The sequence below is a fragment of the Cupriavidus sp. JZ107 genome (assembly GCF_053903255.1).
In genome coordinates, this window is record NZ_CP096480.1 from 182,116 (window position 1) to 206,869 (window position 24,754).

General features: G+C 70.1%; 17 protein-coding genes. 7 read left to right on the top strand and 10 right to left on the bottom strand.

Annotated features, from left to right (window positions below):
* Positions 1-26 precede the first annotated feature (26 nt).
* The gene (locus M1D55_RS00825; RefSeq protein WP_456280825.1) at positions 27-3,962 is read left to right on the top strand and encodes a BTAD domain-containing putative transcriptional regulator; all 3,936 of its coding nucleotides are present in this window, start codon (positions 27-29) and stop codon (positions 3,960-3,962) included.
* 138 nt (positions 3,963-4,100) lie between these two features.
* On the opposite strand, the gene M1D55_RS00830 is transcribed toward M1D55_RS00825, so the two are convergent.
* Positions 4,101-4,352, bottom strand: a complete 252-nt coding sequence (locus tag M1D55_RS00830) for a GlsB/YeaQ/YmgE family stress response membrane protein (RefSeq protein WP_006577258.1) — start codon at positions 4,350-4,352, stop codon at positions 4,101-4,103.
* Positions 4,353-4,567: 215 nt separating this feature from the next.
* On the opposite strand from M1D55_RS00830, the gene M1D55_RS00835 reads away from it, so the two are divergent.
* Together M1D55_RS00835 and M1D55_RS00840 are read left to right on the top strand one after the other, a co-directional pair.
* Positions 4,568-5,503 carry a DedA family protein/thiosulfate sulfurtransferase GlpE gene (locus M1D55_RS00835; protein WP_064574406.1) on the top strand — a complete coding sequence of 312 codons (936 nt, stop codon included), beginning with the start codon at positions 4,568-4,570 and terminating at the stop codon, positions 5,501-5,503.
* A gap of 208 nt (positions 5,504-5,711) precedes the next feature.
* Positions 5,712-6,743, top strand: a complete 1,032-nt coding sequence (locus M1D55_RS00840) for an LLM class flavin-dependent oxidoreductase (protein WP_006577256.1) — start codon at positions 5,712-5,714, stop codon at positions 6,741-6,743.
* A gap of 27 nt (positions 6,744-6,770) precedes the next feature.
* Here the strand turns inward: M1D55_RS00840 and M1D55_RS00845 are convergent, their stop codons facing one another.
* From M1D55_RS00845 to norR, 3 genes are all read right to left on the bottom strand, one after another.
* A complete protein-coding gene (locus M1D55_RS00845) occupies positions 6,771-7,607 on the bottom strand; it encodes a hypothetical protein (RefSeq protein WP_456280826.1) in 837 nt (278 codons plus the stop codon).
* 229 nt (positions 7,608-7,836) lie between these two features.
* Positions 7,837-10,839: a transglycosylase domain-containing protein gene (locus M1D55_RS00850; protein WP_456280827.1), complete on the bottom strand. Its 3,003-nt coding sequence runs from the start codon at positions 10,837-10,839 to the stop codon at positions 7,837-7,839.
* Positions 10,840-11,073: 234 nt separating this feature from the next.
* Positions 11,074-12,684, bottom strand: coding sequence for a nitric oxide reductase transcriptional regulator NorR (gene norR / locus M1D55_RS00855; protein WP_064574403.1), 1,611 nt, complete (start codon positions 12,682-12,684; stop codon positions 11,074-11,076).
* A gap of 163 nt (positions 12,685-12,847) precedes the next feature.
* On the opposite strand from norR, the gene hmpA reads away from it, so the two are divergent.
* Positions 12,848-14,035 carry an NO-inducible flavohemoprotein gene (gene hmpA / locus M1D55_RS00860; protein ID WP_456280828.1) on the top strand — a complete coding sequence of 396 codons (1,188 nt, stop codon included), beginning with the start codon at positions 12,848-12,850 and terminating at the stop codon, positions 14,033-14,035.
* 48 nt (positions 14,036-14,083) lie between these two features.
* Here the strand turns inward: hmpA and M1D55_RS00865 are convergent, their stop codons facing one another.
* A complete protein-coding gene (locus M1D55_RS00865; protein WP_456280829.1) occupies positions 14,084-15,001 on the bottom strand; it encodes a hypothetical protein in 918 nt (305 codons plus the stop codon).
* A 102-nt stretch (positions 15,002-15,103) separates the two neighbouring features.
* A complete protein-coding gene (locus M1D55_RS00870; RefSeq protein ID WP_456280830.1) occupies positions 15,104-15,691 on the bottom strand; it encodes an HAD domain-containing protein in 588 nt (195 codons plus the stop codon).
* Between the two features lie 402 nt (positions 15,692-16,093).
* Here M1D55_RS00870 and M1D55_RS00875 point away from each other — a divergent pair, with 402 nt between their 5' ends.
* Positions 16,094-17,614, top strand: a complete 1,521-nt coding sequence (locus tag M1D55_RS00875) for an alanine/glycine:cation symporter family protein (protein ID WP_006579661.1) — start codon at positions 16,094-16,096, stop codon at positions 17,612-17,614.
* 27 nt (positions 17,615-17,641) lie between these two features.
* Here the strand turns inward: M1D55_RS00875 and M1D55_RS00880 are convergent, their stop codons facing one another.
* The 3 genes from M1D55_RS00880 to M1D55_RS00890 form a co-directional block, all read right to left on the bottom strand.
* Entirely contained in the window at positions 17,642-18,313 is a 672-nt protein-coding gene (locus M1D55_RS00880; RefSeq protein WP_043440063.1) for a response regulator, read from the bottom strand.
* Between the two features lie 352 nt (positions 18,314-18,665).
* Positions 18,666-21,332 carry an ATP-binding protein gene (locus M1D55_RS00885; RefSeq protein WP_456280831.1) on the bottom strand — a complete coding sequence of 889 codons (2,667 nt, stop codon included), beginning with the start codon at positions 21,330-21,332 and terminating at the stop codon, positions 18,666-18,668.
* 185 nt (positions 21,333-21,517) lie between these two features.
* Entirely contained in the window at positions 21,518-21,940 is a 423-nt protein-coding gene (locus M1D55_RS00890; RefSeq protein ID WP_232205479.1) for a hypothetical protein, read from the bottom strand.
* Here M1D55_RS00890 and M1D55_RS00895 point away from each other — a divergent pair.
* Positions 21,939-22,235, top strand: coding sequence for a hypothetical protein (locus M1D55_RS00895; RefSeq protein ID WP_231906312.1), 297 nt, complete (start codon positions 21,939-21,941; stop codon positions 22,233-22,235). The genes M1D55_RS00890 and M1D55_RS00895 overlap by 2 nt on opposite strands.
* Positions 22,236-22,266: 31 nt before the next feature.
* Positions 22,267-23,379: an extracellular catalytic domain type 1 short-chain-length polyhydroxyalkanoate depolymerase gene (locus M1D55_RS00900; protein ID WP_456280832.1), complete on the top strand. Its 1,113-nt coding sequence runs from the start codon at positions 22,267-22,269 to the stop codon at positions 23,377-23,379.
* Between the two features lie 34 nt (positions 23,380-23,413).
* On the opposite strand, the gene M1D55_RS00905 is transcribed toward M1D55_RS00900, so the two are convergent.
* Complete coding sequence (locus tag M1D55_RS00905; protein WP_006578499.1) at positions 23,414-24,727, bottom strand: MFS transporter; 1,314 nt, start codon at positions 24,725-24,727, stop codon at positions 23,414-23,416.
* Positions 24,728-24,754: the final 27 nt, after the last annotated feature.

Sequence of the window (24,754 nt, forward strand, 5' to 3'; positions counted from 1 at the left end):
ATCGGCCACAGCAAGCACACCAAGCGATGGCGGCGGTCCACCTCGATCTGTTCGGCGGCTTCACGCTGAGTTCGCCGGACGGCACTCCCCTTCCCCTATCCGCGCGCAAGGCGCGTGCGGTGCTGGCCTATCTTGCGCTGGCCGACGGCAGGCCGCAGTCCCGCGACAAGCTGGCGGCGCTGCTCTGGCCCGACAGCCATGCCGAACAGGCGCGCACCAGCCTGCGTCAGGCGCTCAGCGCGGTGCGCCGGGCGGTCGAAGGCTATCCGGTGGTGCTGTCCGACGCCGACCGGGTGGCGCTGTGCGGTGTCGCGGTCGACGTGGTGGCCTTCGAAGAGCATCTGCGCACCGCCACCCCGGACGCGCTCGAGGCCGCGGTCGCGCTGTATCGCGGCGATCTGCTCGAAGGGTTCGACGCCGCCGCGCCGACCTTCGACCATTGGCTCGCGGTCGAACGCGAGCGGCTGCGCGGCCTGGCGCTGCAGGCGCTGGGGCGGCTGGTGGATCGGCACGAGCAAGCGGGCGAGCTGGACCGCGCAATCGCGTGTGCGACGCGCCTGCTGACGCTCGATGCCCTGCAGGAGTCGGTGCACCGGGCGCTGATGCGGCTGTATGACCGGCAGGGGCGGCAGGCGCTGGCGCTCAAGCAATACCGGCTGTGCCGGACTGCGCTGCAGCGCGAACTGGGCGTGTCGCCCGAGGCGGAAACCGAGGCGCTGCATCAGCGGATCCTGCGGGCGCGGCGGCAGTCGGCGACGGTACCGCCGACGGTGCCCACCGCGCCGGCAGCGCGGGACGCGCCCGCCGATACCGGCCCCGTGACCCCACCGCCGCCAGATCCCGCCGGCGCCACCGCCGCGCCCACGACAAGGACACCGGAGCCTCGCCATGCCGTGGTCGTCGTCGCCAGCGTCGACGATATCGGTGCCGATGCCGCCGGCCTCGACGCCGAGCAGATCCACGGCCTGCTGATGCGCTGGCGCGAACGTGCGCGCGCCCTCGCGGCAGCCTGTGGCGGCGCCGTGACCGACGAGATCGGCGCGCGGCTGACCGTCGTGTTCGGCGTGCCGGTGGCCCATGGCAACGATGCCGAACGCGCGATGCACGTCGCCGTCGGCCTGCACGAGGGCGCGCGGCGCCTGTGCCCCGAGTGCGCGACGCCGCCGGTGGTGCGGGTCGGCGTCGCCAGCGGACAGGTGCTGTTCGCCGCTGCGTCCTCGAGCGCGGGCGCCATGACGCTGACCGGTCCGCCGGTCAACGTTGCGGCGCGCGTGATGGAGCACGCGCAGGCGGGGGAGACCGTGGTGTCGAATCGGGTCTTTCTGGCCTTGCCCGGGCGCCTGGAGGTCGAGCACCTGACCGATGTGTCGATGCCGGGCATCCCCGAGCCGATACCGCTATGGCGCGTGCACCGGTTTCTCGATGCCGCCGAGACGCCGCCGCAGCACGCCTTCGTCGGACGGCAGGCCGAGCTGGTGCAACTGGCCGGCGTCGCCGGCAATTGCCTGCGCTCCGGACAGGGGCGGGTGGTGGTGATCCGCGGCGAGGCCGGCATCGGCAAGAGCCGGCTCGCCGAGCGCTTCGTCGCGCTGGCACGCGAGCATGGCATGGAAGCGCTGCGCGCTCTGGTGCTCGACTTCGGCGTCGGTACGTCGGGCGACCCGCTGCGCGTGCTGGTACGGGGAGTGTTCGGTGTCGATGCGGGCGCCAGCGTCGATGCGCGTGCAGAGGTCATTGCGCAAGCTATCGCTGGCGGCCGCATCGACGATGACGATGTGCCGTTCGCCTTCGATCTGCTCGACGTCCCCCAACCCGAGGCGCAGGCCGCGGCGCTGGCGGCGATGGATGCGGGCGCGCGCCAGCGCGGCGTGCAGCGCTTCGTGCTGGCGCAGGTGGCCCGCCGCAGCGCGCTCAAGCCGCTGCTGATCGTGGTCGAGGACGTGCATTGGGCCGAGCGCGCACTGCTCGATTGCCTGGCCCGGCTTGCGGCCGCCACGCGAACCTGCCGGCTGGTGCTGGCGATGACCGTACGGCCCGAGCAGGATCCGCTCGACAGCGGCTGGCGCGCAGCCGCCGGCAGCGCATCGCTGACCACGATCGACCTGGGGCCGCTGAACGATGCCGAGGCGCGCGAACTGGCCACGCGCTATCGCCATGTCGACGAGCAACTGGCGGACTCCTGCATCCGCCGCGCCGAAGGCAATCCGCTGTTTCTCGACCAGTTGCTGCGCAACGCGGCGCCCGATACGGACGCCGACGCGCTGCCCGGCACGCTGCAGAGCATCGTGCTGGCGCGCATGGACCGTTTGCCCGAGCCGCATCGCCAGGCGCTGCAGGCGGCCGCGGTGCTGGGCCAGCGCTTCTCTCCTGCGGCGCTGCGCCACCTGCTCGGCACGGCCGACGACCCCTGCGATGCGCTGGTGCGGCATGCGCTGCTGCGGCCCGAGGGCGAAGACTTCCTGTTCATGCATGCGCTGATTCATCAGGCCGTCTACGCGTCGCTGCTCAAGTCGCGCCGGCTCGCGCTGCATCGGCGCGCCGCCGACTGGTATCAAAGCCGCGATCCGATGCTGCATGCCGAGCATCTGGACGCAGCCAGCGATGCCGGTGCTCCGGCGGCCTACGAAGCCGCGGCGCGGCACGAGGCGGGCCACTTCCGCAACGAGCGGGCGCTGCGGCTGGTCGAACGCGCGCAGCAGATCGTCGGCGATGGCGCCATCCGGCAGTCGCTGGCCTGCTTGCGCGGCGAGCTGACGCTGAACCTCGGGCAGCCCGCCGAAGCATTGAAGGCCTTCGAGCACGCAGTCGCGCTGGCCGACGACCACGGCCAGCGCGCCCATGCGTGGTTCGGCGTGGCCTCGGCGCTGCGGCTGCTGGACCGCTACGAGCGCGCGTTGATCGCGCTGCAGCACGCGCAGCGCGGCGCCGCGGCGATCGGCGACGAGGACATGCTGGCGCAGATCGAATCGCTGCGCGGCAACGTCCATTTTCCGATGGGGGACATCGAGGCCTGCCTGGGCGCGCACCAGCGCGCGCTGCGGCACGCCGGCGCGGCGGGTTCCGCGCTGGGCGAGGCGCGCGCGCTTGGCGGCCTCGGCGACGCCTACTACCAGCAGGGCCGCATGGTCACCGCCCGCGCGCACTTCGTCCGCTGCGTCGAGCTGGCCCGAGCCCGCGGCTTCGTGCGGATCGAAGGGGCGAACCTGCCGATGGTGGGTGCGGTCGACAGCCTGTGCCATGCGCTGTCGTCCGCGCTGGCGCGTTGCGAGGAGGCGCTGCGCATCGCTCGCCGCATCGGCGATGCGCGCATCGAACTGCTGGCCTACGACGTGATGGCGTCCAGCGAACAGCAGACCGGCGAATGGGCCAAATCGCAGGCGCATGCCGAACGGGCGCTGGCGCTGGCCCGGCGCCTGGGCGCGCGTCGCTTCGAGGCGGAACTGGCCGGACGGCGGGCGCTGGCCATCGGCAACCAGGGGCATCCCGAGGCCGCCGAACAGCTGCTCGACGAAGCGCTGGCGCTCAGCCGCGACACCGGCATGCGCTACTCCGGCCCCATGATCCTGGGCTTTATCGCCCGCACCTCGCGCGATCCGGACAAGCAGCGCCGTGCGTTGGCCCAAGGCGAGGCGATCCTCGCGCAAAGCTGTGTCAGCCATTGCCATCTCGATCTCTACGAAGCCGCGATGGAGGTCTCGCTGCGCAACGGCCGCTGGGACGATGCGGATCGCTATGCCGACGCGCTGCAGGCCTATACGCGCGCGGAGCCGTTTCCGTGGGCGCAGTTCCAGATTCGCCGCGCCCGCGTGCTGGCAGCGCTGGGCCGCAGCGCGGGGGACGTCGGCCGGACCGGCCTGCAGGCCGAATTGATGGCGCTGCGCAAGGAGGCGATCGGTGCGGGCATGCTGGCCGCACTGGCGGGGATTGAAGAGGCGCTGCGGCGGATGGGAACGTCCTGCTAGCGTCGGCACTGTCGTGCGAACGCAGCGTACGAGGAGCAGCAGAGCGCGAGTCCGGCAGCGGGGCCGGGGCGCGAAAGAAGGATGGGAAAGAGGGAAAGATGGGCGGGGCCGCCGATGGCCCCGCCCGTTGGGCGGGTGTCAGGCTCTGCGCCGCACCAGCCCGTAGATCACCAGCAGCACGATCGCGCCGATCACCGAGGCGATCCAGCCGGCCGGCTCCCCGGGGCGATACCAGCCGAGCGCCTGGCCGACATATCCGGCGATCAGCGAACCGCCTATGCCGAGCAATATGGTCAAGATCCAGCCCATCTTGTCGTCGCCAGGCTTGATGGCCCTGGCGATCAGCCCCACGATCAGGCCGACGATCACCGTACCGAGGAATGACAGCATACGCATCTCCCAGTTAGGAGCGGCCGGCGGGTCCGAGCCGCTTCGGCGCCATCTTGCCATGGCTTGGGGCTCAGGGCGAGCGCTCCAGGGCATCCGGCATTCAGAGATTTTGAAACGATCGTCCAGGCCAGGACCGGCCGCGCTGGCCGCGATGCTGGCAAACTTCGCCCATATCGCGAATCATCGCGCCTTCGATCATTGAACGGGAGACCGCCGTGGGGGAATTGCAGGTCCTGCTGGAACAGCATGGACTGACGCTGGTATTTCTGAACGTGCTGATCGAGCAGGCCGGCCTGCCGGTGCCCGCCTATCCGCTGCTGCTGGTGGCCGGGGCGCTGGGCATGCGCGAGACGGGCCCCTCGATCGGCGCGGTGCTGGGCGCCGTGGTGGTGGCCTGCCTGATTGCCGATTCGCTGTGGTACGTGGCGGGCCGGCGGCTGGGCCAGCCGATGCTGCGCACCATCTGCAAGGTGTCGCTGTCGCAGGACAGCTGCATCCGGCAGACGCAGTCGCTGTATCTGCGGCTGGGCCCGCGCTCGCTGATCTTCTCCAAGCTGCTGCCGGGCGCCGGCGCGCTGTCGACCGCGATGGCGGGCATGACTGCCACGCCGTTCGCGGTCTTCCTGTTCTACGACGCGATCGGCGCGGTGGTCTGGGCCGGCGGGGCGCTGATGATCGGCGCCGCGTTCAGCGATGCCATCGACGCCGTGCTGGACGCCTTCGGCACCTATGGCCATCTGGCGCTGATGCTGGCGCTGCTGGCGCTCGCGCTGTTCATCGTCTGGCGCTGGTGGAAGCGGGTCCGGCTGCTGCGCCGCACCCGGCTGATTCCGCGCATGAGCGTCGACGAACTGGAGGCGCGGCGCCAGGACGGCCGCCTGCCGCTGGTGCTGGACGTGCGCGCGCCGGGCAGCGCGGCGCTCGAGCGCATTCCCGGCGCGCTGCCGGTCGATCCCGATGCGCCGCTGGACCTGCTGGCCGAACATCCCCCGGCCGTGGAGATCGTCGTCTATTGCGCCTGCCCCAACGAGCTGTCCGCCGCGATGCTGGCCGAGCGCCTGCGCGCGGCCGGCTATGCCAATACCTGGGCGCTGCTGGGCGGCATCGATGCATGGAAGCAGCTGCATGGGGAGCCTGTACCGGAGGCCTGACGGGGCAGGCGCGGCACCGGTCGAGGCGGGAGACCCTTCCGACAACGCGGGAAGAGAACGGCTATAGTTGCCGTTCCAACTCGATCGCCGCCACGGCCCACGCCCTGGCGGCGCCGCGACGTACCGACGCATCGATGTGCCGACCGGCCTTCGATGGCGCCGCGTCCGGCCACAACCGTTCCCGCATCGTCCCGCATCGCATTTCCGCATGACCGCTCCCACCACTGCCTATTCCCTGCTCGATCTTTCGCCGATTCCCGAGGGAAGCGACGCCGCACAGTCGATGCGCCATTCGCTGGACCTCGCGCAGCACGCCGAGCGCTGGGGCTATCGCCGCTTCTGGCTGGCCGAGCACCACAACATGCCCGGCATCGCCAGTGCCGCCACCGCGGTGCTGATCGGCTACGTTGCCAACGGCACCTCGACCATCCGGGTCGGCTCGGGCGGCATCATGCTGCCCAACCATTCGCCGCTGGTGGTCGCCGAGCAGTTCGGCACGCTGGCCTCGCTGTTTCCGGGCCGTATCGACCTGGGACTGGGCCGGGCGCCGGGCACTGACCAGCTGACGGCCCGCGCCCTGCGCCGCAGCGCGACCCACGACACCGCCGACACCTTCCCGCAGGACGTCGAGGAGCTGCAGGCCTATTTCGACGAGCCGCGGCCCGGCCAGCGGCTGCGCGCGGTACCCGGCGCGGGCCTGAAGGTGCCGTTGTGGCTGTTGGGCTCGAGCCTGTTCAGCGCGCAACTGGCGGCCTCGATGGGCCTGCCGTTCGCGTTTGCCTCGCATTTCGCGCCGGGCTTCATGCGCCAGGCGGTGGATCTGTATCGCCAGACCTTCCGGCCGTCCGAGGCGCTGTCCCGGCCGTACGTGATGCTTGGCCTGAACGTGTTCGCCGCCGACACCGACGCCGAGGCGACGCGGCTGTTCAGTTCGCTGCAGCAGCAGTTCCTGGCATTGGTGCGCGGCACGCCGGGGCGCATTCGTCCGCCGGTCGACGATATCGAATCGATGTGGAACGAGACCGAAGCCGCCCATATCCGCCGCTCGCTGTCCTGTTCGGTGGTCGGCGGCCTCGATACGGTGCGCGAGGGCATGCAGCGCTTCGTCGACGATCTGCGTCCGGACGAGCTGATGCTGACCGCGCAGATCTACGATCACCAGGCGCGGCTGCGTTCCTTCGAGCTGGCCGCGCAGGCCGCGCGTGACCTGCGGCCGGTCAGCGGCACGCAGACGCTGTAGCGGCCGGGGTATCCAGCGGTCCGCGGCCTATGCCGCCGCGGTAGTGGTCCCGGTAGTGGTCCCTGTCATCGCGCCGCTCTGCGCCTGCCGATGGCGGCGCACGTTCTCGATCAATTCGCGCCGCGCCGCGTCCAGCCAGGCGGTGCGATGCCTGACCGGATCCCTGGGCGAGAGCTTCGCCGCGCTGATCTCGCCAAGGAAATAGCGCACCATGCTGCCGGCGCGGGCCGGCACCGGCATCATGCCGAGCAGCTGGCCGGCCCCGATCACGCCCGTTTGCGCGGCGTGGCACAGCCCCGCCCACGCGGTGCGGCCCAGCGCCAGAAACAGGGCATCGTCGCGGACGCGCGTCAGCCGCTCGAGGAACTGCGCCTCGAACGCGCGGCGCAGCATCGGTATGGCCAGCAGCGCTTCGAGCGTGCCATCGAAGGCCAGTCCGCGGCGCATCGTCGCCTGCGGCAGCAGGGCCAGCGGCTGCAACAGGTGGAAGCCGTCTTCCCACAGCGCGGTCGCGCGTTCGGCGCCGACCAGCGCCGGGATGCCGTAATGATCGAGCATGCGGATCAGGTTGGGCCTGACCAGTGGCCCGCCCAGTTCGATCTGGCGCTTGTTTTCCAGCTGCACGATGCGGCCCGGCGCATGCGCGCGCAGCAGCGCCTCGGTCAGTTCGGCGGCGAGCCGAAGGTGCATGTGTCCCGGTGTCGTGCTGACCAGCACGAGGCGTGCCGTCGCGTTGACGTGCTCGAACGGCACGTAATGCATCACGTAGGTGCCGTCGTTGTCGACGACGACCGGATGCGCGATGACGGCGTTGGCGCCGCCCTGCCGGATGCGCGCGCAGTAGTCTTCGATATAGCTGCCCAAGGTGCCCCCGTTCCACAGCGACGTATTTTCTGACTGCGTCTCGGCGGGTGCCGATGCTCGTCGTTTGCTTGATGGTAAGCGCAGGGGCGGGGCGGGCAAAGTCGCGGCGCGACGTTTCGGGCGCGGGGCAGCGGGGAATTGGTGGGGCAGCGAACAGATCGCGTCAACCGCGCGCGAAGAGGGGGCCGAGCTCCGCGCCCCTGGCAAGGCGGGTCCGGGCCCGCGGCGTTCAACCGCCGGTGCAGGCGAGCATCGCCGGTCCGGCCTGCGGCTCCATCGCGACGATCGTCGGCGCCAGCCCGCGCAGCAGCTTGACCGACAACGCGCTGGTGAAGTTGTAGCGCGCCGCGTGGGGCCCACGCACATGCAGCGTGACCGTGCCGAAGTAGCGCTCGCCGATGGTGAACACGAAGGTCGCGGAGCGGCTGACGGCGCGCGATGCGATCACGTAGCCGCCGCGGCCGAACACCATGTGCCGGTGATCGCCGGTTCCGGTCTTGCCGCCGAGCGCCATGCCGCGCTCGGCCGGAAAGACGCCCTGCGCCGAGCGCGCGGTGCCGCCCTCGACCACGTCCAGCAGCGAGCGCCGCGCGAGTTCCGCGACGTCCTCCGGCAGCAGCCGCTTCAGTTGCCCCGGCTTCAGCACGAAGCGTGTCTCGTACGGCGTGCCGGCGGCAAAGTCGAGCCAGCGCACGGTCTCGGTGTACGGCTGCACGCCGCCGCTGAGCAGGATGCCGGCCAGTTCCGACAGCGCCGCGGGACGATCGCCGGAGGCACCCACCGCGCTGCCATAGGACGGCGTCAGCGTTTCGAACGGATAGCCCAGCCGGCGCCAGCGCTCGCCGATGCGTACGAACGCATCGCGCTCGAGCAGGATGCGGATGCGGTTGTCCTGCCCGGCCTTGCTGCGCGTGCGGAACAGCCAGGTGTAGACCTCCTGGCGAACGTCGGCGCTGGCCTCCAGCACCTGCTTCAGGTCGGCCTCGGAGTGGTGGTCCAGATAGTCGATCAGCCACAGTTCGAGCGGATGGATACGCGACAGGTAGCCGCGGTCGTTCAGCGAGAATTTGTCCTTGCCGTACTTGTCGTAGAGCGCGTACACATCCTCGTCGTCCAGCTTCGTGCCGAGCTTCGCGCGCAGATGCCGCGCGAAGGTGGCCTCGTCCATGGCAGGATCGGCGCTGCGCAAGGCAACCGCCACGCGCACCGCGACAGGCTTCACGCGTTGCAGCAGCAGCGCGATGCGGCCGTCCTTGTCGAGCGCGTTGTACTTGCGATAGAAGCCGCTCAGGTACTGGCTGCCTTCCTCGTCGGCGAAGCGCTCCAGCCATTTGCGCCGGCCGGGCGCATCGCGATCGGCCAGCAGCTCGCTGGCATCGGGATGCGCGCGGTGAACCTCGAAGCGGACGATGTCGCGCATCATGCGGATGAAGACCAGATTGACCGAGTGCTGGAAGGCCCGGCGCACCGTCAGGTTCTGCACGCTGGCCGAGCGCTCGAAGTTGGTGAAGGTCTGCAGCCCGCCGCCGGTGAAAAACGCTTCGCCGGCGCCGCCGGCGTACTTGCGTTCGAGCGCGGCCTCGAGCATCGCGCGGCGATCGCCGTTGGGGTTCTTCAGCAGCCAGTCGATCGTCCAGCGCGTCAGTCCATCCTGCGGCGAAACGGGGACGCGCTGCAGCTCGGCGCGCGTCATGCCGGCGTAGCGGTCGTGCAGTTCGGCCAGGATTTCCAGATAGGTGACCAGCGTGCGCAGCTTGGCGGTCGAGCCCAGATTGAGCCGCGCGCCGCTGTTCAGGTCGAACGGCTGGTCGATGTTGTCGGCCTGCACGCGCAGATAGCTGGCATTGCCGACCCGCTCGAACAGCGTGAAGCTGGCCACTAGCTTCGACGGATCGTCATGGTCGCGCAGCATGTTGTGGCCATAGAGGCCAAGCTCGCGCGCGCCCTGCTTGTCGCGCAGCTTCATCAGCGTCGCCGTGATCTGGCGCTGCGCTTCGGTATTGATCGTGCTGGCGACCGTCAGGTCGAGCCGGTCCAGATCGTAGCGGCTCCACACGCCGAGCAGGCGCGACAGGTCGGCACGTACCTGGTTGATGGCCTTGCGCGTGACGAACGGGTCGGCGGGCGGCAGCGAGGGAATCGGCGCCTTGTCCAGCCGCGCGGCGAGCGCCGCGTCGCGCAGCCGGGGCGAGATCACGCCGGCGCCGGCGAGCAGGCGCAGATAGCTGTCGGTCAGCGGCTCCAGGTTGGTGTCGTAGCGGCGCAGATGGTACGAAGGGCGGCGCTGCGCGATGATCAGCGACAGCGCCTGCTTGAAGACCTGCGCCTCGCGCGGCGTCGGCTGTTTTTGCTCGATCTCGTGCAGCATCCGGTTGGCTTCGTCGAAGTCCTCGCCGTACCAGTAGTACATGCCATCGCCGATGCCGTGGATTTCGCCGCGGCCATTGCGCGCCGACAGCGGTACGGTGTTCAGGTAGTCCACCACGATGCGCTCGCGCGCCCGCACGGTGTCGCGGCCGTCGAGATAGGCGCGCACCGAGGCCGAGCCCATCTGCCGCAGCTTCTCCGAAATCGAAGCCGTGCGTCCATTCGGCGAATGGCGATATTTTTCGATCTGCGTGGCCAGCGTGCTGCCGCCCGGCGTATCGCGCTCGCGGTCGACGATGGCGAACAGCTGGTCCACGCCCGCGCGCGACAACCGTCGCCAGTCGAGCGCCGGATTGCGGGTCGGATATTCGGGATTGAGCAGCCCCTGGTTCTCGACGAACAGCAGCGAGTTGGCCAGCACCTGCGGGACTTCGCGGTAGTCCTGGTACTGGCGTTCGGGAAAGCGCTGCACCGACACGCTGCGGTCGTTGCAATCGAGCAGCGCCAGCCCGGCGCGGGTCTTCTCGCGATAGGGCGCGTACAGGCCGAGATCGAGGTATTCGAGCATCGCCTGGGACATCCGCGCCTGATGCTCGCGCACGAAGCCCCGCGCTTCGAGCATCTCGGTGTAGTGCGGAATCCGGGCGTAACCGAGCCGCATGTCGTAGGGCCCGGCGTCGGGAAAGCGGATGCGGTCGCTGGCGCCCGGCGCGATCGTGTAGGTCAGGCGCTGGCCCCAATCGTGGAAATAGCGCGCCTGCCACCGCGAGGTGCGAACCTCGTCAGCGATCAGATGGGCGGCGAAATAGCAGGCGCCGCCAACCAGGACCAGCAGGACAACGATAGGCCAGACACGACGCGACACGGTTCGCTTCCGGTGCTATGGGTGGTCGATCGAAGCGTCATTGCGCACTACGGGCCGCGCGCCTCCGATCTCTAGTATTGGCGCTAGTCGGCGTTTGCACAGGGACAGCCGACAGAAAATTTTCTGGCCGGGCCGTCGAGATCGGCGAATGCAGGCAGGCGATCGGCTCGCAGGGCCAAGTATGCCTTGGCCGTCGCTTGTGGTGAAGCGCAGGGGGCGGCAGGCCGGGATGCGCTAACGCGGCGCCGCGCCGTGGCCCGCCCCGGCCCTTGGCATCTCCGGTGCGATGCCGAGCCGGCGCGCCAGCCGATGGAAGTTGCTGCGGTCCATGCCGGCCTCGCGCGCGGCGGCCGCATAGGCGCCGCCGTGCCGGGCCAGCGCGGCTTCGATCCAGCGGCGCTGGAAGTCGTCGGTGGCTTCGCGCAGCGTGCCGCCCGCCGGCATCGATGTCCCGGAGCGGGGGGCGTGGCGGTCGTCCCGCTGCACCGCTGGACCGCCGTGGTGGCCGGCCTCCTCTGTGCCATGCGCGAGCCGGCTGGTGCCGCCGTCGAGCCCCAGGTGGCGCGCTTCGATCGCGATCCAGCGCGCGCCGCGGCGCGATTCGGCCAGCGCGCGCAGGGCCGCCCGGCTGATCAGATGTTCGAGTTCGCGGACATTGCCCGGCCACGAATACGCCATCAGCGCCAGCGCCGCATCCGGCGCCAGCCGCAGGTTGCGTGCACCGAGACGGTGCTGGTTTTCCTCGAGAAAGCCGCCGGCCAGCGCGAGCACGTCGCGGCCGCGCTCGCGCAGCGGCGGCACGCGCAACGGATAGACCGACAACCGGTGGTACAGGTCGGCGCGAAAGCGCCCCTCGGCCACCGCCTTGCCGAGGTCGCGGTTGGTCGCCGCGAGCACGCGGACATCGACGCGCAGCAGCCGGTCGCTGCCGGGCCGCTGCACTTCCCCGCTCTGCAGCACGCGCAGCAGCTTGGCCTGCACCGGCAACGGCAGCTCGCCAACCTCGTCCAGAAACAGCGTGCCGCCGTCGGCCAGCTCGAATTTGCCGACACGGTCCTGCACCGCGCCGGTGAAGGCGCCGCGCTTGTGGCCGAACAGCTCGCTGTCGGCCAGGGTCTCGGGCAACGCCGCGCAGTTGATCTGCACCAGCGGCCGCTCGCGGCGGGCGGAACGGTCGTGCAGCCGCTGCGCGACCAGCTCCTTGCCGACGCCGGTCTCGCCCAGGATCAGCACGCTCAGATCCGAGCCGGCCACGGTGTCGATTTCCTGCTTCAGCCGCTTCATTGCCGCGCTCTTGCCGAGCAGCTCGCGCGGCTGGCCGTGCGCCTGCAGCGCCCGGCTCATCTCGCGCTCGCGCGCGGCCCGTTCGGCCAGCGTCCGGATCGTCTCGTCGGCCTCGATGCCCGATTCGAGCATCGTCACCACGGCCTGCATCTGGGCCGCCGAGATGTCGGCGAATGCCCCGGGCTGCAGCGCGTCCAGCGTTACCAGGCCCCACAGCCGGCCGCCGCAATGCAGCGGCGCACCCATGCAGTCGTGGATCGGCAGGATGTCGGGCTGGCCCTCGATCAGGCCGTCGTACGGGTCCGGCAGGCCGCAGTCGGCGGCGAAACGCACGCCGTCCTCGCTGTCGAGCAGCTGCGCCAGCCGCGGGTGGGCCGACACCGGGAAGCGGCGCCCCAGCGCATCGTCGCTCAGGCCGTGCACCGCGACCGGAACCAGCACCTCGCCTTGCAACCGCAGCAGCGCCGCGGCATCGCAATGGACGATGCCCCGGACGGCGGCCAGCAACTGACGAAAGCGGCCGTCGTCGGCGAGCGTGGGGAAATCGGAGTTTGTGGTCATGTGGACAACGTTGTGGTCTTTGTGACCTCGCGGTTAGTGTGGTCGTTTGGACAACCGCCCGCCATGGTGCCATAGAAATCAAGGGCTTGCGCCGGCCATCGTCGCTGGCACGCCGCTTGATATGGTATGGCACCCATCGACGTCCAACCACAGGAGCGTTCTCATGCTGTCCCCGAATACCATCGCGCTGGTCAAGGCCACGGTGCCCGTGCTGAAGCAGCACGGCGAAGCGATCACCCAACATTTCTATCGGCTGTTGCTGACCCAGCATCCGGAGCTGAAGGCTTTCTTCAACGAGGCCCACCAGGTCCACGGCACGCAGGCCCGGGCGCTGGCCGGCGCGGTGCTCGCCTTCGCCAGCCATGTCGATGAGCTCGAGGCGCTGGCCGGCGCGCTGCCGCGCATCGTGCAGAAGCACGCCGCGCTGGGCGTCCAGCCCGAGCACTATCCGATCGTCGGCGGCTGCCTGCTGCAGGCGATCCGCGATGTGCTGGGCGAAGCGGCGACCGAGGAGATCATCGGCGCCTGGGGCGAGGCCTATGGCGTGCTGGCGAAGATCCTGATCGATGCCGAGGAGGCGGTCTACCGCGACAACGCGGCCCAGCCGGGGGGCTGGCGTGGCACGCGCGGCCTGCGCATTGCGCGCAAGGTGCAGGAGAGCGAAATCATTACCTCGTTCTATTTGGAGCCGGCCGACGGCGGCGTACTGCCCGCCTTCCGGCCCGGACAGTACCTGACGCTGCTGCTGACCATCGATGGGGCGCCGACCCGCCGCCACTACTCGCTGTCCGATGCGCCGGGCAAGCCGTGGTACCGGATCAGCGTCAAGCGCGAGCCTGGCGGTCGCGCGTCGAACTGGCTGCACGACCATGCCGCGGTCGGCGATGTGCTGCAGGCGCTGCAGCCATGCGGCGACTTCGTGCTGGAGCCGGCGGCCGACGAGCGGCCGCTGGTGCTGGTGACCGGCGGGGTCGGCATCACGCCTGCGATCAGCATGCTCGAAGCCGCCGCGCCCGCCGGCCGCCCGATCCAGTTCATCCATGCCGCGCGGCACGGCGGCGTCCATGCGTTCCGCGAGCGCGTCGATGCAATCGCCGCCAATTACGACAATGTGAGCGTTTGCTACGTCTACGACACGCCACGGGACGGGGACAATCCGCACGCGGTCGGCTTCGTCACGCGCGAGCTGCTGGCGAGCCGGCTGCCCGCCGATCGCGACGTCGACTTCTATCTGCTGGGGCCGAAGGCCTTCATGCGCGCGGTCCATGCCGACGGACGGGCGCTGGGCATCGCGCCCGAGCGGCTGCGCTTCGAGTTCTTCGGACCGCTGGAGGACCTGCAGGCGGCCTGAGCCGCGCGGCGGCAAGGCTGTAGCGGGGCGGGCGCGGCGCGGCGCGCGCTAGCGCCCGCTGTCCGGCATGCCGATCGCCGTGGTTTCGATGACCTGCTGCTGGTCGCCCTGGCGGATCTCGGTACGCAGCACGAAGGCTTCGCTGGGGCAGTACCAGTCGGTCACGGTCATGCTGTAGGGCTCGGGCCGCTCGATGTCGTCGCCGATATGCACCTCGCCCAGCGAGGCCTGCTTGTCGTAGCGGATCGGCAGGCATTCGCGCCGGCCGAGCGGCGTGTCGATGTGCTGGCGGCGGCCGACCCGCCGCTCGCCGATGTGGATCGATGCGCGCGGTACCCGGATCGTCGTCACCGCCTCGCCCGAATGCAGGCTGTTGATCTGCAGGCTGGCGCTCGAGTGCAGCGATTCGCCGGGCAGCGTGACGCCTTCGCGGATGTCGTGGCCGGCATAGGACAACAGGCCGGTGCCTTCGAACGACGCCTCGCCGAACAGCCGGGCATAGCGGGCCTGGGCGTTGATGGTGGCGTGCTGGCTGCTGATCCGGCCATTGGCGGCGCCGGCATCGCCGAGCAGCGTCAGCCGGTGCATCTGGTCCATCACCACCGGCGGGCCCATCATCGCCGCCAGCGCGGACTTGGAATGGATGTCGAGCCAGGCCGCGCAGCCACCCGGCACTGGCCCGGGATGGCGCACCGTCATCGTGATCGACATCGGCATCTGGCCATCGGCCTCCAACTGGGCGCGGGCACCGCTGCGAAACCAGGGCGCCTGGCACACGGGCGGAGCGGTGCCGGCCTGCGCGGCCGGGGCGACAGCAGCGGCGGACGGGGCCGTGGCGTCCGGCGTGCCGGCAGGCTGGGCGTACGAGCCGAGCGTCCAGCCCGCGGCCAGGACTGCCGGCAGATATCGCGGCCAGCCGCGTCGCCAGTGAATGCCGCGTCGGTCAGCCAGCGCGGCTGCTGTCATCTCCGCCCCCTTGGTTCATGCGCCGCATTATGCAGACGCGGGGGCGGACTTGCCTATGCGGGCCGATCCCGACACAGGCGGACGTCGGGCGGGAGGCGCGGGTCAGGCGTGCGCGGGCTCGGCCACGGGCGACGGCGCCAGCCCGGGCAGGGCGCCATGGCGCGCGGCGCGCCGCAGCTGCTGCAGGCGAGCCTGCAGGCGCGGGTCGGGCTGCGTCGGCGGGTACATGCCGTTGGGGCAGGCAACGCCCAGCAGGTCCAGCGCCTGCTTGAAGTCATCCAGCGTCAGGCCGTTGGCCGGATCGAGCGCAATCAGCCGCGACTGCAGCGACGGATCGACGGAGGCCGAATCGGCGGTCAGCACCACGAAGTTTTGCGGGGTCGGCTGGGCCCACGCCAGATAGGCGGCTACCTCGGCGCCGAAGCCGCCAGGGGCGGCCGGCGCGAACGCATGCACCTGCAGGTCCAGCTGCTGTACCAGGGTCGAGCGCGCGCCGACGCCCCAGGCATGCGGCAGCACCACGCGAGCGCCAGCCAGCCCGAACAGCCGCCGTACGAAGCCCAGTGCGACGGGATCGAACAGGCGCAGCTCGCGCACCGCGCCGGTCTCCGGTTTGCCGCCCAGCCGCGCGGCGGAGCGCTCGGAGAACAGCACCCCGGGCACGTCCAGCATGATCAATCGTTCAGACATGAGATTCCTCTGCATCCATCGGAGCGGTAGGGAGCGTTCAGGTTACGACGCACGATCGGGCCTGCGGCCGGCCTCGGCGGCGACAACATGAAACAGTTCTGTAACTTGTGGTTCGGTGACGTAAAAACCGCCTGCCAGTGCCGACTTTTGTTTCCCGTCGACACAATTTCAGGCGCTTGCGGCCCCGCCGATCATGCCCGCTCGTGGTGCACGATCCTGCATCCCACAACGCGCCAGCCCCCGTTTCGGACGACGAATTCGGGTTGTCCCTAGGTGGGAAAACGTGCTGTTGCGGTATGGTTACGCCTTTTTCCAGGGGAGCGGTCTTGCCTCGACCCCGGGGCGACTCGACCGCCGACATGACGGGCACCATCTCGCCCGAACCCGACTCGGAGATTCGCCATGAACGAAATCGTCGATGCCATCAACGGCATCATCTGGAGCTCGGCACTGATCTACCTGTGCCTGGGCGTCGGCCTGTATTTCTCGATTCGCACCCGGTTCGCCCAGGTGCGCCACTTCTTCGGCATGATCCGGCTGATGCTGGACGGCAAGTCGTCGGCGCAGGGCGTCAGCTCCTTCCAGGCGCTCGCGATGTCGTTGTCGGGCCGGGTCGGCACCGGCAATATCGCCGGCGTGGCGACCGCCATTACCTTCGGCGGTCCGGGCGCGGTGTTCTGGATGTGGGTGATGGCCTTCCTCGGCGCCAGCACGGCGTTCGTGGAATCGACGCTGGCGCAGATCTACAAGGAAGAGGTCGACGGCCAGTACCGCGGCGGTCCGGCGTACTACATCGAGAAGGGGCTGGGCACCAAGTGGTACGCGTGGATCTTCGCGCTGGCGACGATCCTGGCCTGCGGCGTGCTGATGCCCGGCGTGCAGTCGAACAGCATCGCGGCCGGCATGGCCAATTCGTTCGGCGTCGAACCGGCAGTGACCGGCGCGGTGCTGGTGATCCTGCTGGGGCTGATCATCCTCGGCGGCGTCAAGCGGATCGCCAAGTTCGCCGAGATCGTGGTGCCGTTCATGGCGCTGGGCTACATCCTCGTCGCCTGCGTGATCATTGCGCTCAATATCGGCAAGCTGCCCGACGTCATGAGCCTGATCCTGCGTAGCGCCTTCGGCCTGGAGTCGGCCTTCGGCGCAGTGCTTGGCCTGGCGATCCAGTGGGGCGTCAAGCGCGGCGTCTACTCGAACGAAGCCGGTCAGGGTACCGGTCCTCACCCTTCGGCCGCGGCCGAAGTTTCGCATCCGGCCAAGCAGGGTCTGGTTCAGGCGTTCTCGATCTATGTCGACACGCTGTTCGTCTGCTCGGCGACGGCCTTCATGATCCTGATCACCGGCGCCTACAACGTGGTCGGTCCCGCCAAGGAAGCGTTGCACACGGGCCTGGCAGGCGTGGAAGCGGGCCCGGGCTTCACCCAGCATGCGGTCGAAAGCGTGCTGCCAGGCTTCGGCGCCGCCTTCGTCGCGATCGCGCTGTTCTTCTTCGCGTTCACGACGATCGTCGCCTACTACTACATCGCCGAAACCAATGTCGCGTACATCAACCGGAAGATTCACCGCCCGTGGATGGTGTTCCTGCTGAAGATCGCGATCCTGGCCGCCACGCTGTACGGCTGCGTGCGCACCGCGACGCTGGCCTGGGCGCTGGGTGACATCGGCGTGGGCCTGATGGCGTGGCTCAACATCGTGGCGATCGTGATCCTGCAAAAGCCCGCGCTGAAGGCATTGCGCGACTACGAGGCGCAAAAGCGCCAGGGCATCGACCCGAACTTCGTGCCCGGACCGCTGGGCATCGATAACGCGGTCTTCTGGGAGCAGCGTGCGGCCGGCGCCAAGCAGCGCCGCCCGGGCGACGATCAGGATGGCGGCGAGGCCGCCGTGTCGCCGGTCATCGCGGCGCCGCGCTCCGCCGAATAAGCGCGCATCCCGGCCGTACGCCGTCGGCTAACCCGCCGACGGCTGCGGCAGCATCAAATCCTGGCGGGCGGCGAAGTCGAACAGTTCCCTGTCGTTGCTCGCCCCCAGCTTCTGCATTGCGCAGTTCTTCTGCCGGCTGATCGTCTTGACGCTGCGGCTCAGCGCGGTGGCGATCTGCGTCACCGACTTGCCGCTCAGATAGAGCCGCAGCACCTCCGTCTCCCGCACCGACAAGCTGCCGATGCCCGCCCGCTCCTCCGGGCAGGGATAGCGCGCGCTCGATTCCGCCAGGATCCGCGCCGCCGATCTGCCGATATAGGTCCGGCCGCGCTCGACCTGGACCAGCGTATGGACCAGCTCGTCGAGCGGCGAATCCTTCAGCAGGATGCCCTGCACCGGCACCTCCGCGATCGCGCGCAGGATCAGCGGATTGGTCATCATCGTCAACACCACCACGCGCATCTGCGGATGCTGCCGCCGCATCTGGCCGAGCATCCGCAATCCATCCTTGGCCTCGCCGCCGGGCATATGGTAGTCGGTGACCACGACGTCGGGCGTACACGCCGCAATGGCGCGAAACAACGCCTCGGGCGTCGTCACGTCAGCACAGACTTGCCAGCCGGCGTGCCCCTGCAGAACGCTACGGATCGCCAGGGAGATCGCGGGATGGTCGTCCGCGACGACGATGTTCAGTGCCATGCCATTGCTCCTGCGCCGCTTGCCGAGCAGCATCGCGCAGCGCGGCGGGTGCCTCGGGGCGTGCGGTCCGTCGGAAAAGAAGCGCCGCGCGGCAAATGCCGCGCGGCGCAAGGCGCGTCGGATCGGTATCGGGAGCCCGGTGGCACATTGCAGGTGCGGACAGGACGACGCCTCGGCCCGATACAGCGACAGCGCGCATGCCTGCCTCCAGACCAAAAACGGGAAATGGCCGGAAGCGCTGCAATGCCCCGCCAGATTAGCGGGGAAGGGAGCGCGAAAGGATAAGACCAATCTCAAAACGCCAACCTCGAGCGCAATCGCTGGCGTAGCCGGGCGCGGCGGCGCGCTCGCCTCAACTCGACAGCGTCCTGGCCCACCGCGCCAGCGCCGGCACCAGGCGCGTCATCGCGGCCGCGACGCCGGCCGCATCGCCGTCGCGGCAGGCCGCCTCCAAGGCCTCGCAGGCTTGCGCGACGCCATCGGCCGATACCAGCCGGGCGGCGCCCTTGATACGGTGTGCGACCGCGTGGGCCGCCTGCCAGTCGGCACGCGCGACCGCCACGCGGAGCGCGGCCAGGTCCGCGGTGTTGCCGGCCAGCAAGGCCGCCCTTATCGCGGCATCGGAGGCGGCATCGGAGGCGGTATCGGAGGCCGATGCGAGAGGCGTCGCGGCGAACGCCGTCGCCGCACGACGCCCATTCGGCGGATCGGCGAGCCACTGTTGCAAGGCGCGATCGAGCGTGTCGAGATCGATCGGCTTGAACAGGCAATCGTCCATGCCGGCCGCCAGTGCCTGCTGACGGTTATGCGGCCGCGCGTCGGCGCTGTAGCCGAACACGGGCACGCGCCGTCGCGCCAGCGCCCGCTCCTGTGCGCGCAGCCTGCGCGCCAGCGTGAAGCCGTCCATGCCCGGCATATTGCAGTCGAGGATCACCAGGTCGAACGCGGCGTCCGGCGCTGCGAACCGTACCAGCGCCTCGTGCGCGTTGCCGGTACCGACCGCTTCCACGCCCAGATGCCGCAACTGGCGGGCCAGCAGCATCCTGCCGGCAGGATGGTCATCGACGATCAGCGCGCAATAGTCCTTGCGCAGCGGCGCGATGGCGGGCTGGCCGCAAGGGGTCAGGCGGCCGTGGCCGTGCAGCGCGCGTCCGCCGCACGACTCCGCGGCCAGCGTCAGCGTCAGCAGCGCGGTGGTGCCGTGGCCCGGCCGGCTGATCAGCTCGAGCTCGCCCCCCATCTGCCGGGCGAGCTGCCGCGAGATCGACAGGCCCAGGCCGGTGCCACCGGGCCCGCCTGCCTCCGCAGCCCGGTAGAACGGTTCGAACAGCCGCGGCATCTGCTCCGCGGCGATGCCCGGGCCACGGTCGCGCACCACGATCCGCACGGTTTCCCGATCGACGTGCTCGCCCGCGCTTTCGAGCTTCACCGTGATGTCGCGATGACCGCCGAACTTGATCGCATTGCTGAGCAGATTGCCGACGACCTGCCGCAGCCGCTGCGGATCGGCGCGATGGCGCCGGGCCCGCAGCGCGTCCAGTTGCAGCCGGATGCGCAGGCCGCGCGATGACGCCAGCGGACGGAACGCATGGACCCATTGCTGCAGCAGCGTATCGAGCTGCACCGGCTCCGGCCGGATTTCCATCCGGCCCGCCTCCAGCCTGGCCATGTCGAGCAGATCGCCGACCAGCGCGACCAGCGACTTGGCGCAGTCGTGCGCGGTGTCGATGTAATGGCGGGCCTCGCCATGGATCGCGGCCTTGTGCCTCAGCAGGTCGAGGATGCCGATCACCGCGTGCATCGGCGTACGGATCTCGTGGCAGATCGTTGCCAGGAAGCCCAGGCGGTCCGTGCCCGACCATGCGCCGGACGATGCGGCCACATCCGGCAACGGCGCGCGGCGGCCGGCCGGTCGCCCGCCGCCAAGGCTCCGGTGCAGCGTGGTGGCGGCACGGGTGATACGCCGGCCGTGGCGATGCAGGGCGACCGCGCATGCCCCCATTGCGGTCATCCACAGCAGGGTGCCGAGCGAGCCGGTCAGCAGCCATGGGCGATGCCGTTGCCGCGCCGACACGGGCGCCGGCACCGCGGCCGGCATCGATGCCGACGCCCAGCCGGCCTGCAGCGTGTCCCAGTGCGCGGGCGGGATGGCGGCCAGCGCCTTGTTCAGGATCATGCGCAGTTGCGGCGCGGCGGGCGAGACGCCGAAGCCGATCGCCGCCGGCTGCGGGCCCAAAGGCGCGGCCACGCGCAGCCGCGGCGCGAACGCGTATCGGACCATGTAGTGCGCGCAGGTCAGGGTATCGACCGCGGCGTCGGCCTGGCCGTGCGCGACCATGCGGTAGGCCTCGCTCGTGGAAGTGGTGTGGATGATGGTGGCGTTGGGCACCTGCGCAAGGCGCGCCGTCAGGCCGGGGTTGCTGCGACGCACCGCGATGCGCATGCCGGCCAGGGCGGTGGCGTCGCGGATCGCGACGTTGGTGGCGTGCGTGGTGATGACCCAAGGCGTGATCAGGTAGGGCAGCGATGGCTGCAGCCGGTGCGGCCGGCGTCCCGATTCGCGCATCGCGGCGGCTTCGGGCGGCGCCGATTGCGGTACGGACGGCGCCGCGGACGGCGGTGCGGACGAGTCGGCCGCCACCGCGGGCACCAGCAGCACCGTGCCGTCGCGCAGCGCCGCTTCGCGGGCTGCCGGGTCCTGCTGCCAGACCGGCTCGAAACGCAGGCCGGTGATACGGCCGACCTGCTCCAGGGCCTGCACCGCGATGCCGGCCGCGTGTCCGCCGGCGCCGACGAAGGCCATCGGCCCACCGATCGGCGACGCGCTGTAGCGCACCACCGGATGGGCGGCGAGCCAGCGTCGTTCGGCGCCGGTCAGCGTGCCGGCGAGCCGCTCGCGCACGGCTCCGGTATCGTCGCGCGGCGTCTGCGTGCGGCCGAGCTCCGCTGCCACCAGCGCCGCCCACAGCAGGCAGCCGCACGACATCAGCCCGTACAGCCGGCGCTCAGAGCGCTGCATCGGCAGGCCGGCGCAGCGTCGCCGCCCTGCACGGCGTGCGATTGTCAAAGGGGGATGGCATCGAGGCGACCTCCGGACGGACACGGTGAAGCGGAGGAATCTAGCCAATGCGCCATGCTGCGACTATCGCAGTTCGACGCGGACGGTGTTCTATCGGACGCGTTGCCCGCAGTCCGATGCCGCGATCATTCCTGGTCGCAGCGGCCCGGCGCGATGGCGATTTCGCCGACCGGACGGTCACCGATGCCGGTGTAGCGAAACACCAGCGCGATGCCCAGGCGCCCCAGCACCGGGACATCGGGATTGCGGCAGATGCCGCGGACCAGAGCGGGCGTCGCGCTGGCCATGAAGGCGGCGGTACCCTCGCGGGACGCGTCGAAGCGAACCAGGTTCAGATGGAAGACGACGCGCTTGCCGGTTTCGCCGCGGCAGCCCTCCAGGCGCGTGGCGTTATCGAGCGGGATCGGGCCGAAGCGGGTCAGCTCGCGGCAGGCGGTGCCCAGCGCCACGTCGGTACTGCTGCCCGAACCGGTCAGCCGGGTGACGCCGTTCATGCCGGTGGGCCGGCCGTCGGCCACGCCGACCAGCAGCCGGGCCAGGGCCGACATGCTCGGCGCGGAGGTGGTCGAGGCTGCGGCGTTGCCATGCTGGGCCACGGCGGGCCACGATGCGCAGGCGATCAGCGCGGCGGCGCGCCACGGGTGGGGCAACGAAATCAAGAGCGAGTTCCGCATGAAGATACCGGTATCGAGTCGCCTCGAATGGCGGCTGCGGGGCGGGCTGCCCGTTCGCCATGGCGAAACCATAGCGAGCCGATTGCCGGTGTGCTGTCAGTCACTGTCCTACATTGGTAAGCGAATTGCGTTCAACACCATGTGCTATGCTGCAACGCAGCAAAAATGAACCGGAGCGTTCGCGCGCTCCGTACACGCGCATGGCAAGAAGCTTGATGGGTAATTGGCAGCGTCCGTGGCGGCAGATGGGCACGCTGCCCCGCCAGTCGGCCCGTCACCTTGGCAGCTGGTTCGACCGGCTGCATGGACGGGGCACCGCGGCACCGGCCGCGCGCCTGCGCGTGGCGCCGCCGCTGGCGCTGCCCGCCGGTCCGCTGCCGGGCCAGTGGTCGCAGCGGCGCCTGAAATTGCCGGCCATGCCGGGCGAACTCATTTCGCAGCTGAACTACTGGCTTTACGAGCCGTCGCGCCGGCACGCCGGACCGCTGCCGCTGGTCGTGATGTTGCATGGGTGCCGGCAGACCGCCGAGGACTTCGCCGCCGGCACGCGCATGAATGCGCTGGCCGAGCGCGAGGGTTTCCTCGTTGCCTATGCCGAACAGCCGCTGCGCCGGCAATTGCAGCGGTGCTGGCAATGGTTCGACCTTGCCGCCAGCGAGGGCGCGCGCGAAGCGCAGGCGATCGCGGCGCTGATCGACGCGCTGGCGTTGCGGCGCGATGTCTGTCCGCAGCGGGTCTACCTGGCCGGCCTGTCCGCCGGAGCCGCGATGGCCGCCGTGGTGGCCCTGCGCTATCCGGACAAGGTCGCCGCGGTTGGGCTGCATTCCGGCGTGGTGGTCGGTGCCGCCGATTCGGCGCGCTCGGGTTTGCGGGCGATGCAGCACGGCTCGCGGGCCGAGCCGGCGACCCTGCTCGATGCGGCGGGCGTCGCGCTGGCCGGCAAGCCGATGCCGGCGCTGATCCTGCATGGCATGGACGACCAGGTGGTGCACCCCGTCAATGCGCGCTTGCTGGCGCGGCAATTCCTGGCCTACAACCGCTTGCCGGATCGCATCGACGGCGAGCGCCGCAACGGCGCGCCTCTGCCAGCGGCCGACGCGTCGGCGGGCGAAGCCGATGCCGCCGACGTTCCCGTCGGCCACTACCTCGAGTCCCGCTTCGGCCATGCGCGCCGGGAGCTGGTGCAGCTATGTGAGGTGGCCGGGCTCGGCCATGCGTGGAGCGGCGGCGATCCGGCCTATCGCTACCACAGCGATACCGGGCCGGCCGCCAGCATGCTGATGTGGGAGTTCTTCCGCGAGCATCGCCGCTAAGGGCCGGCCCGCTCGCGGCGACTGGCCGCTTCGCTTACAGCCTGGCGGACTTGCGCGCGAACAGCGCGGTCACCATGCCCAGCGCGCACAGCGCGACGACATAGTGCGCGGGCGCCAGCGGATCGTTCTTCAGCATCAGCGTCACCGCCATCGGCGTCAGCCCGCCGAAGATCGCGTACGACAGGTTGTACGAGAACGACAGCCCCGAGAAGCGGACATGCGCCGGGAAGGCGTTGACCAGCACGAACGGCACCGCGCCGATCGTGCCCACCGCGAAGCCGGCCAGCGCATAGAGCGGCAGCAGCAGGTCGGGGCGCTGGTGGATCACCGTGTAGAACAGATAGCTGCTGACCGCCAGGAACAGGCCGCCGAAGAACAGCGTGCGGCGCGCGCCGATGCGGTCGGCCAGCGCCCCGGCCACCACGCAGCCGATCGACAGGCACAGCGTGGCCACGCTGTTGGCGACCAGCGCCGTGCGCGCGTCGAAGCCATAGAGCTTCTGCAGGAAGGTCGGCGTCATCAGGATCACGACGACGATGCCGGCCGACAGCATCCACGTCAGCAGCATCGACACCGCGACCGCGCCGCGATGGTCGCGCACCACGGCCTTCAGCGGCATTTCCGCGGCCAGCGCCTTCTTGCGCTGCAGCTCGGCGAACACCGGCGTTTCATGCAGCCAGCGGCGCAGATACATCGAGGCGATGCCGAACACGCCGCCGAGCAGGAACGGCACGCGCCAGCCCCAGTCGGTCAGCTGCTCCGGCGTGAAGATCGTGTTGATGCCGGTCGCCACCAGCGAGCCGAGCAGGATGCCGGCGGTCAGGCCCGCCGTCAGCGTGCCGCAGGCATAGCCGACGTGGCGGGTCGGCACATGTTCCGAGACGAAGACCCAGGCGCCCGGCACCTCGCCGCCGACCGCCGCGCCCTGCAGCACCCGCAGCAGCAGCAGCGCGACCGGCGCCAGCAGGCCGATCGCGTGATAGGTCGGCAGCAGGCCCATCAGCAGCGTGGGCACCGACATCAGCAGGATCGACAGCGTGAACATCTTCTTGCGCCCGAGCAGGTCGCCGAAGTGGGCCATGATGATGCCGCCCAGCGGACGCGCCAGGTAGCCGGCCGCGAAGATGCCGAAGGTCTGCAGCTGCCGCAGCCAGTCCGGGATCGACGGCGGGAAGAACAGCTGCCCGATCACGGTGGCGAAGAAGACGAAGATGATGAAGTCGTAGAACTCGAGGGCGCCGCCGAGGGCGGCGAGGGACAGGGTCTTGTAATCCTGGCCGGTCAGCGGGCGCGCGGCGCGTTCGAGCGACGCGCCGCCGGCGCCAACAGTACTGCTGGTGGTGGACATTGAAGAGACTCGCATGGGAAGAGATCG

What these genes read in the sequence shown, in the direction of transcription:
- M1D55_RS00885 (WP_456280831.1), bottom strand. Translation starts at nt 21,332, where the DNA reads ATGCAGCGCTCTGAGCGCCGGCTGTACGGGCTGATGTCGTGCGGCTGC.
- M1D55_RS00890 (WP_232205479.1), bottom strand. Translation starts at nt 21,940, where the DNA reads ATGTCGGCCCTGGCCCGGCTGCTGGTCGGCGTGGCCGACGGCCGGCCC.
- M1D55_RS00880 (WP_043440063.1), bottom strand. Translation starts at nt 18,313, where the DNA reads ATGGCACTGAACATCGTCGTCGCGGACGACCATCCCGCGATCTCCCTG.
- M1D55_RS00830 (WP_006577258.1), bottom strand. Translation starts at nt 4,352, where the DNA reads ATGCTGTCATTCCTCGGTACGGTGATCGTCGGCCTGATCGTGGGGCTG.
- hmpA (WP_456280828.1), top strand. Translation starts at nt 12,848, where the DNA reads ATGCTGTCCCCGAATACCATCGCGCTGGTCAAGGCCACGGTGCCCGTG.
- norR (WP_064574403.1), bottom strand. Translation starts at nt 12,684, where the DNA reads ATGACCACAAACTCCGATTTCCCCACGCTCGCCGACGACGGCCGCTTT.
- M1D55_RS00825 (WP_456280825.1), top strand. Translation starts at nt 27, where the DNA reads ATGGCGGCGGTCCACCTCGATCTGTTCGGCGGCTTCACGCTGAGTTCG.
- M1D55_RS00865 (WP_456280829.1), bottom strand. Translation starts at nt 15,001, where the DNA reads ATGACAGCAGCCGCGCTGGCTGACCGACGCGGCATTCACTGGCGACGC.
- M1D55_RS00840 (WP_006577256.1), top strand. Translation starts at nt 5,712, where the DNA reads ATGACCGCTCCCACCACTGCCTATTCCCTGCTCGATCTTTCGCCGATT.
- M1D55_RS00900 (WP_456280832.1), top strand. Translation starts at nt 22,267, where the DNA reads ATGGCAAGAAGCTTGATGGGTAATTGGCAGCGTCCGTGGCGGCAGATG.
- M1D55_RS00895 (WP_231906312.1), top strand. Translation starts at nt 21,939, where the DNA reads ATGCTCGGCGCGGAGGTGGTCGAGGCTGCGGCGTTGCCATGCTGGGCC.
- M1D55_RS00875 (WP_006579661.1), top strand. Translation starts at nt 16,094, where the DNA reads ATGAACGAAATCGTCGATGCCATCAACGGCATCATCTGGAGCTCGGCA.
- M1D55_RS00905 (WP_006578499.1), bottom strand. Translation starts at nt 24,727, where the DNA reads ATGTCCACCACCAGCAGTACTGTTGGCGCCGGCGGCGCGTCGCTCGAA.
- M1D55_RS00870 (WP_456280830.1), bottom strand. Translation starts at nt 15,691, where the DNA reads ATGTCTGAACGATTGATCATGCTGGACGTGCCCGGGGTGCTGTTCTCC.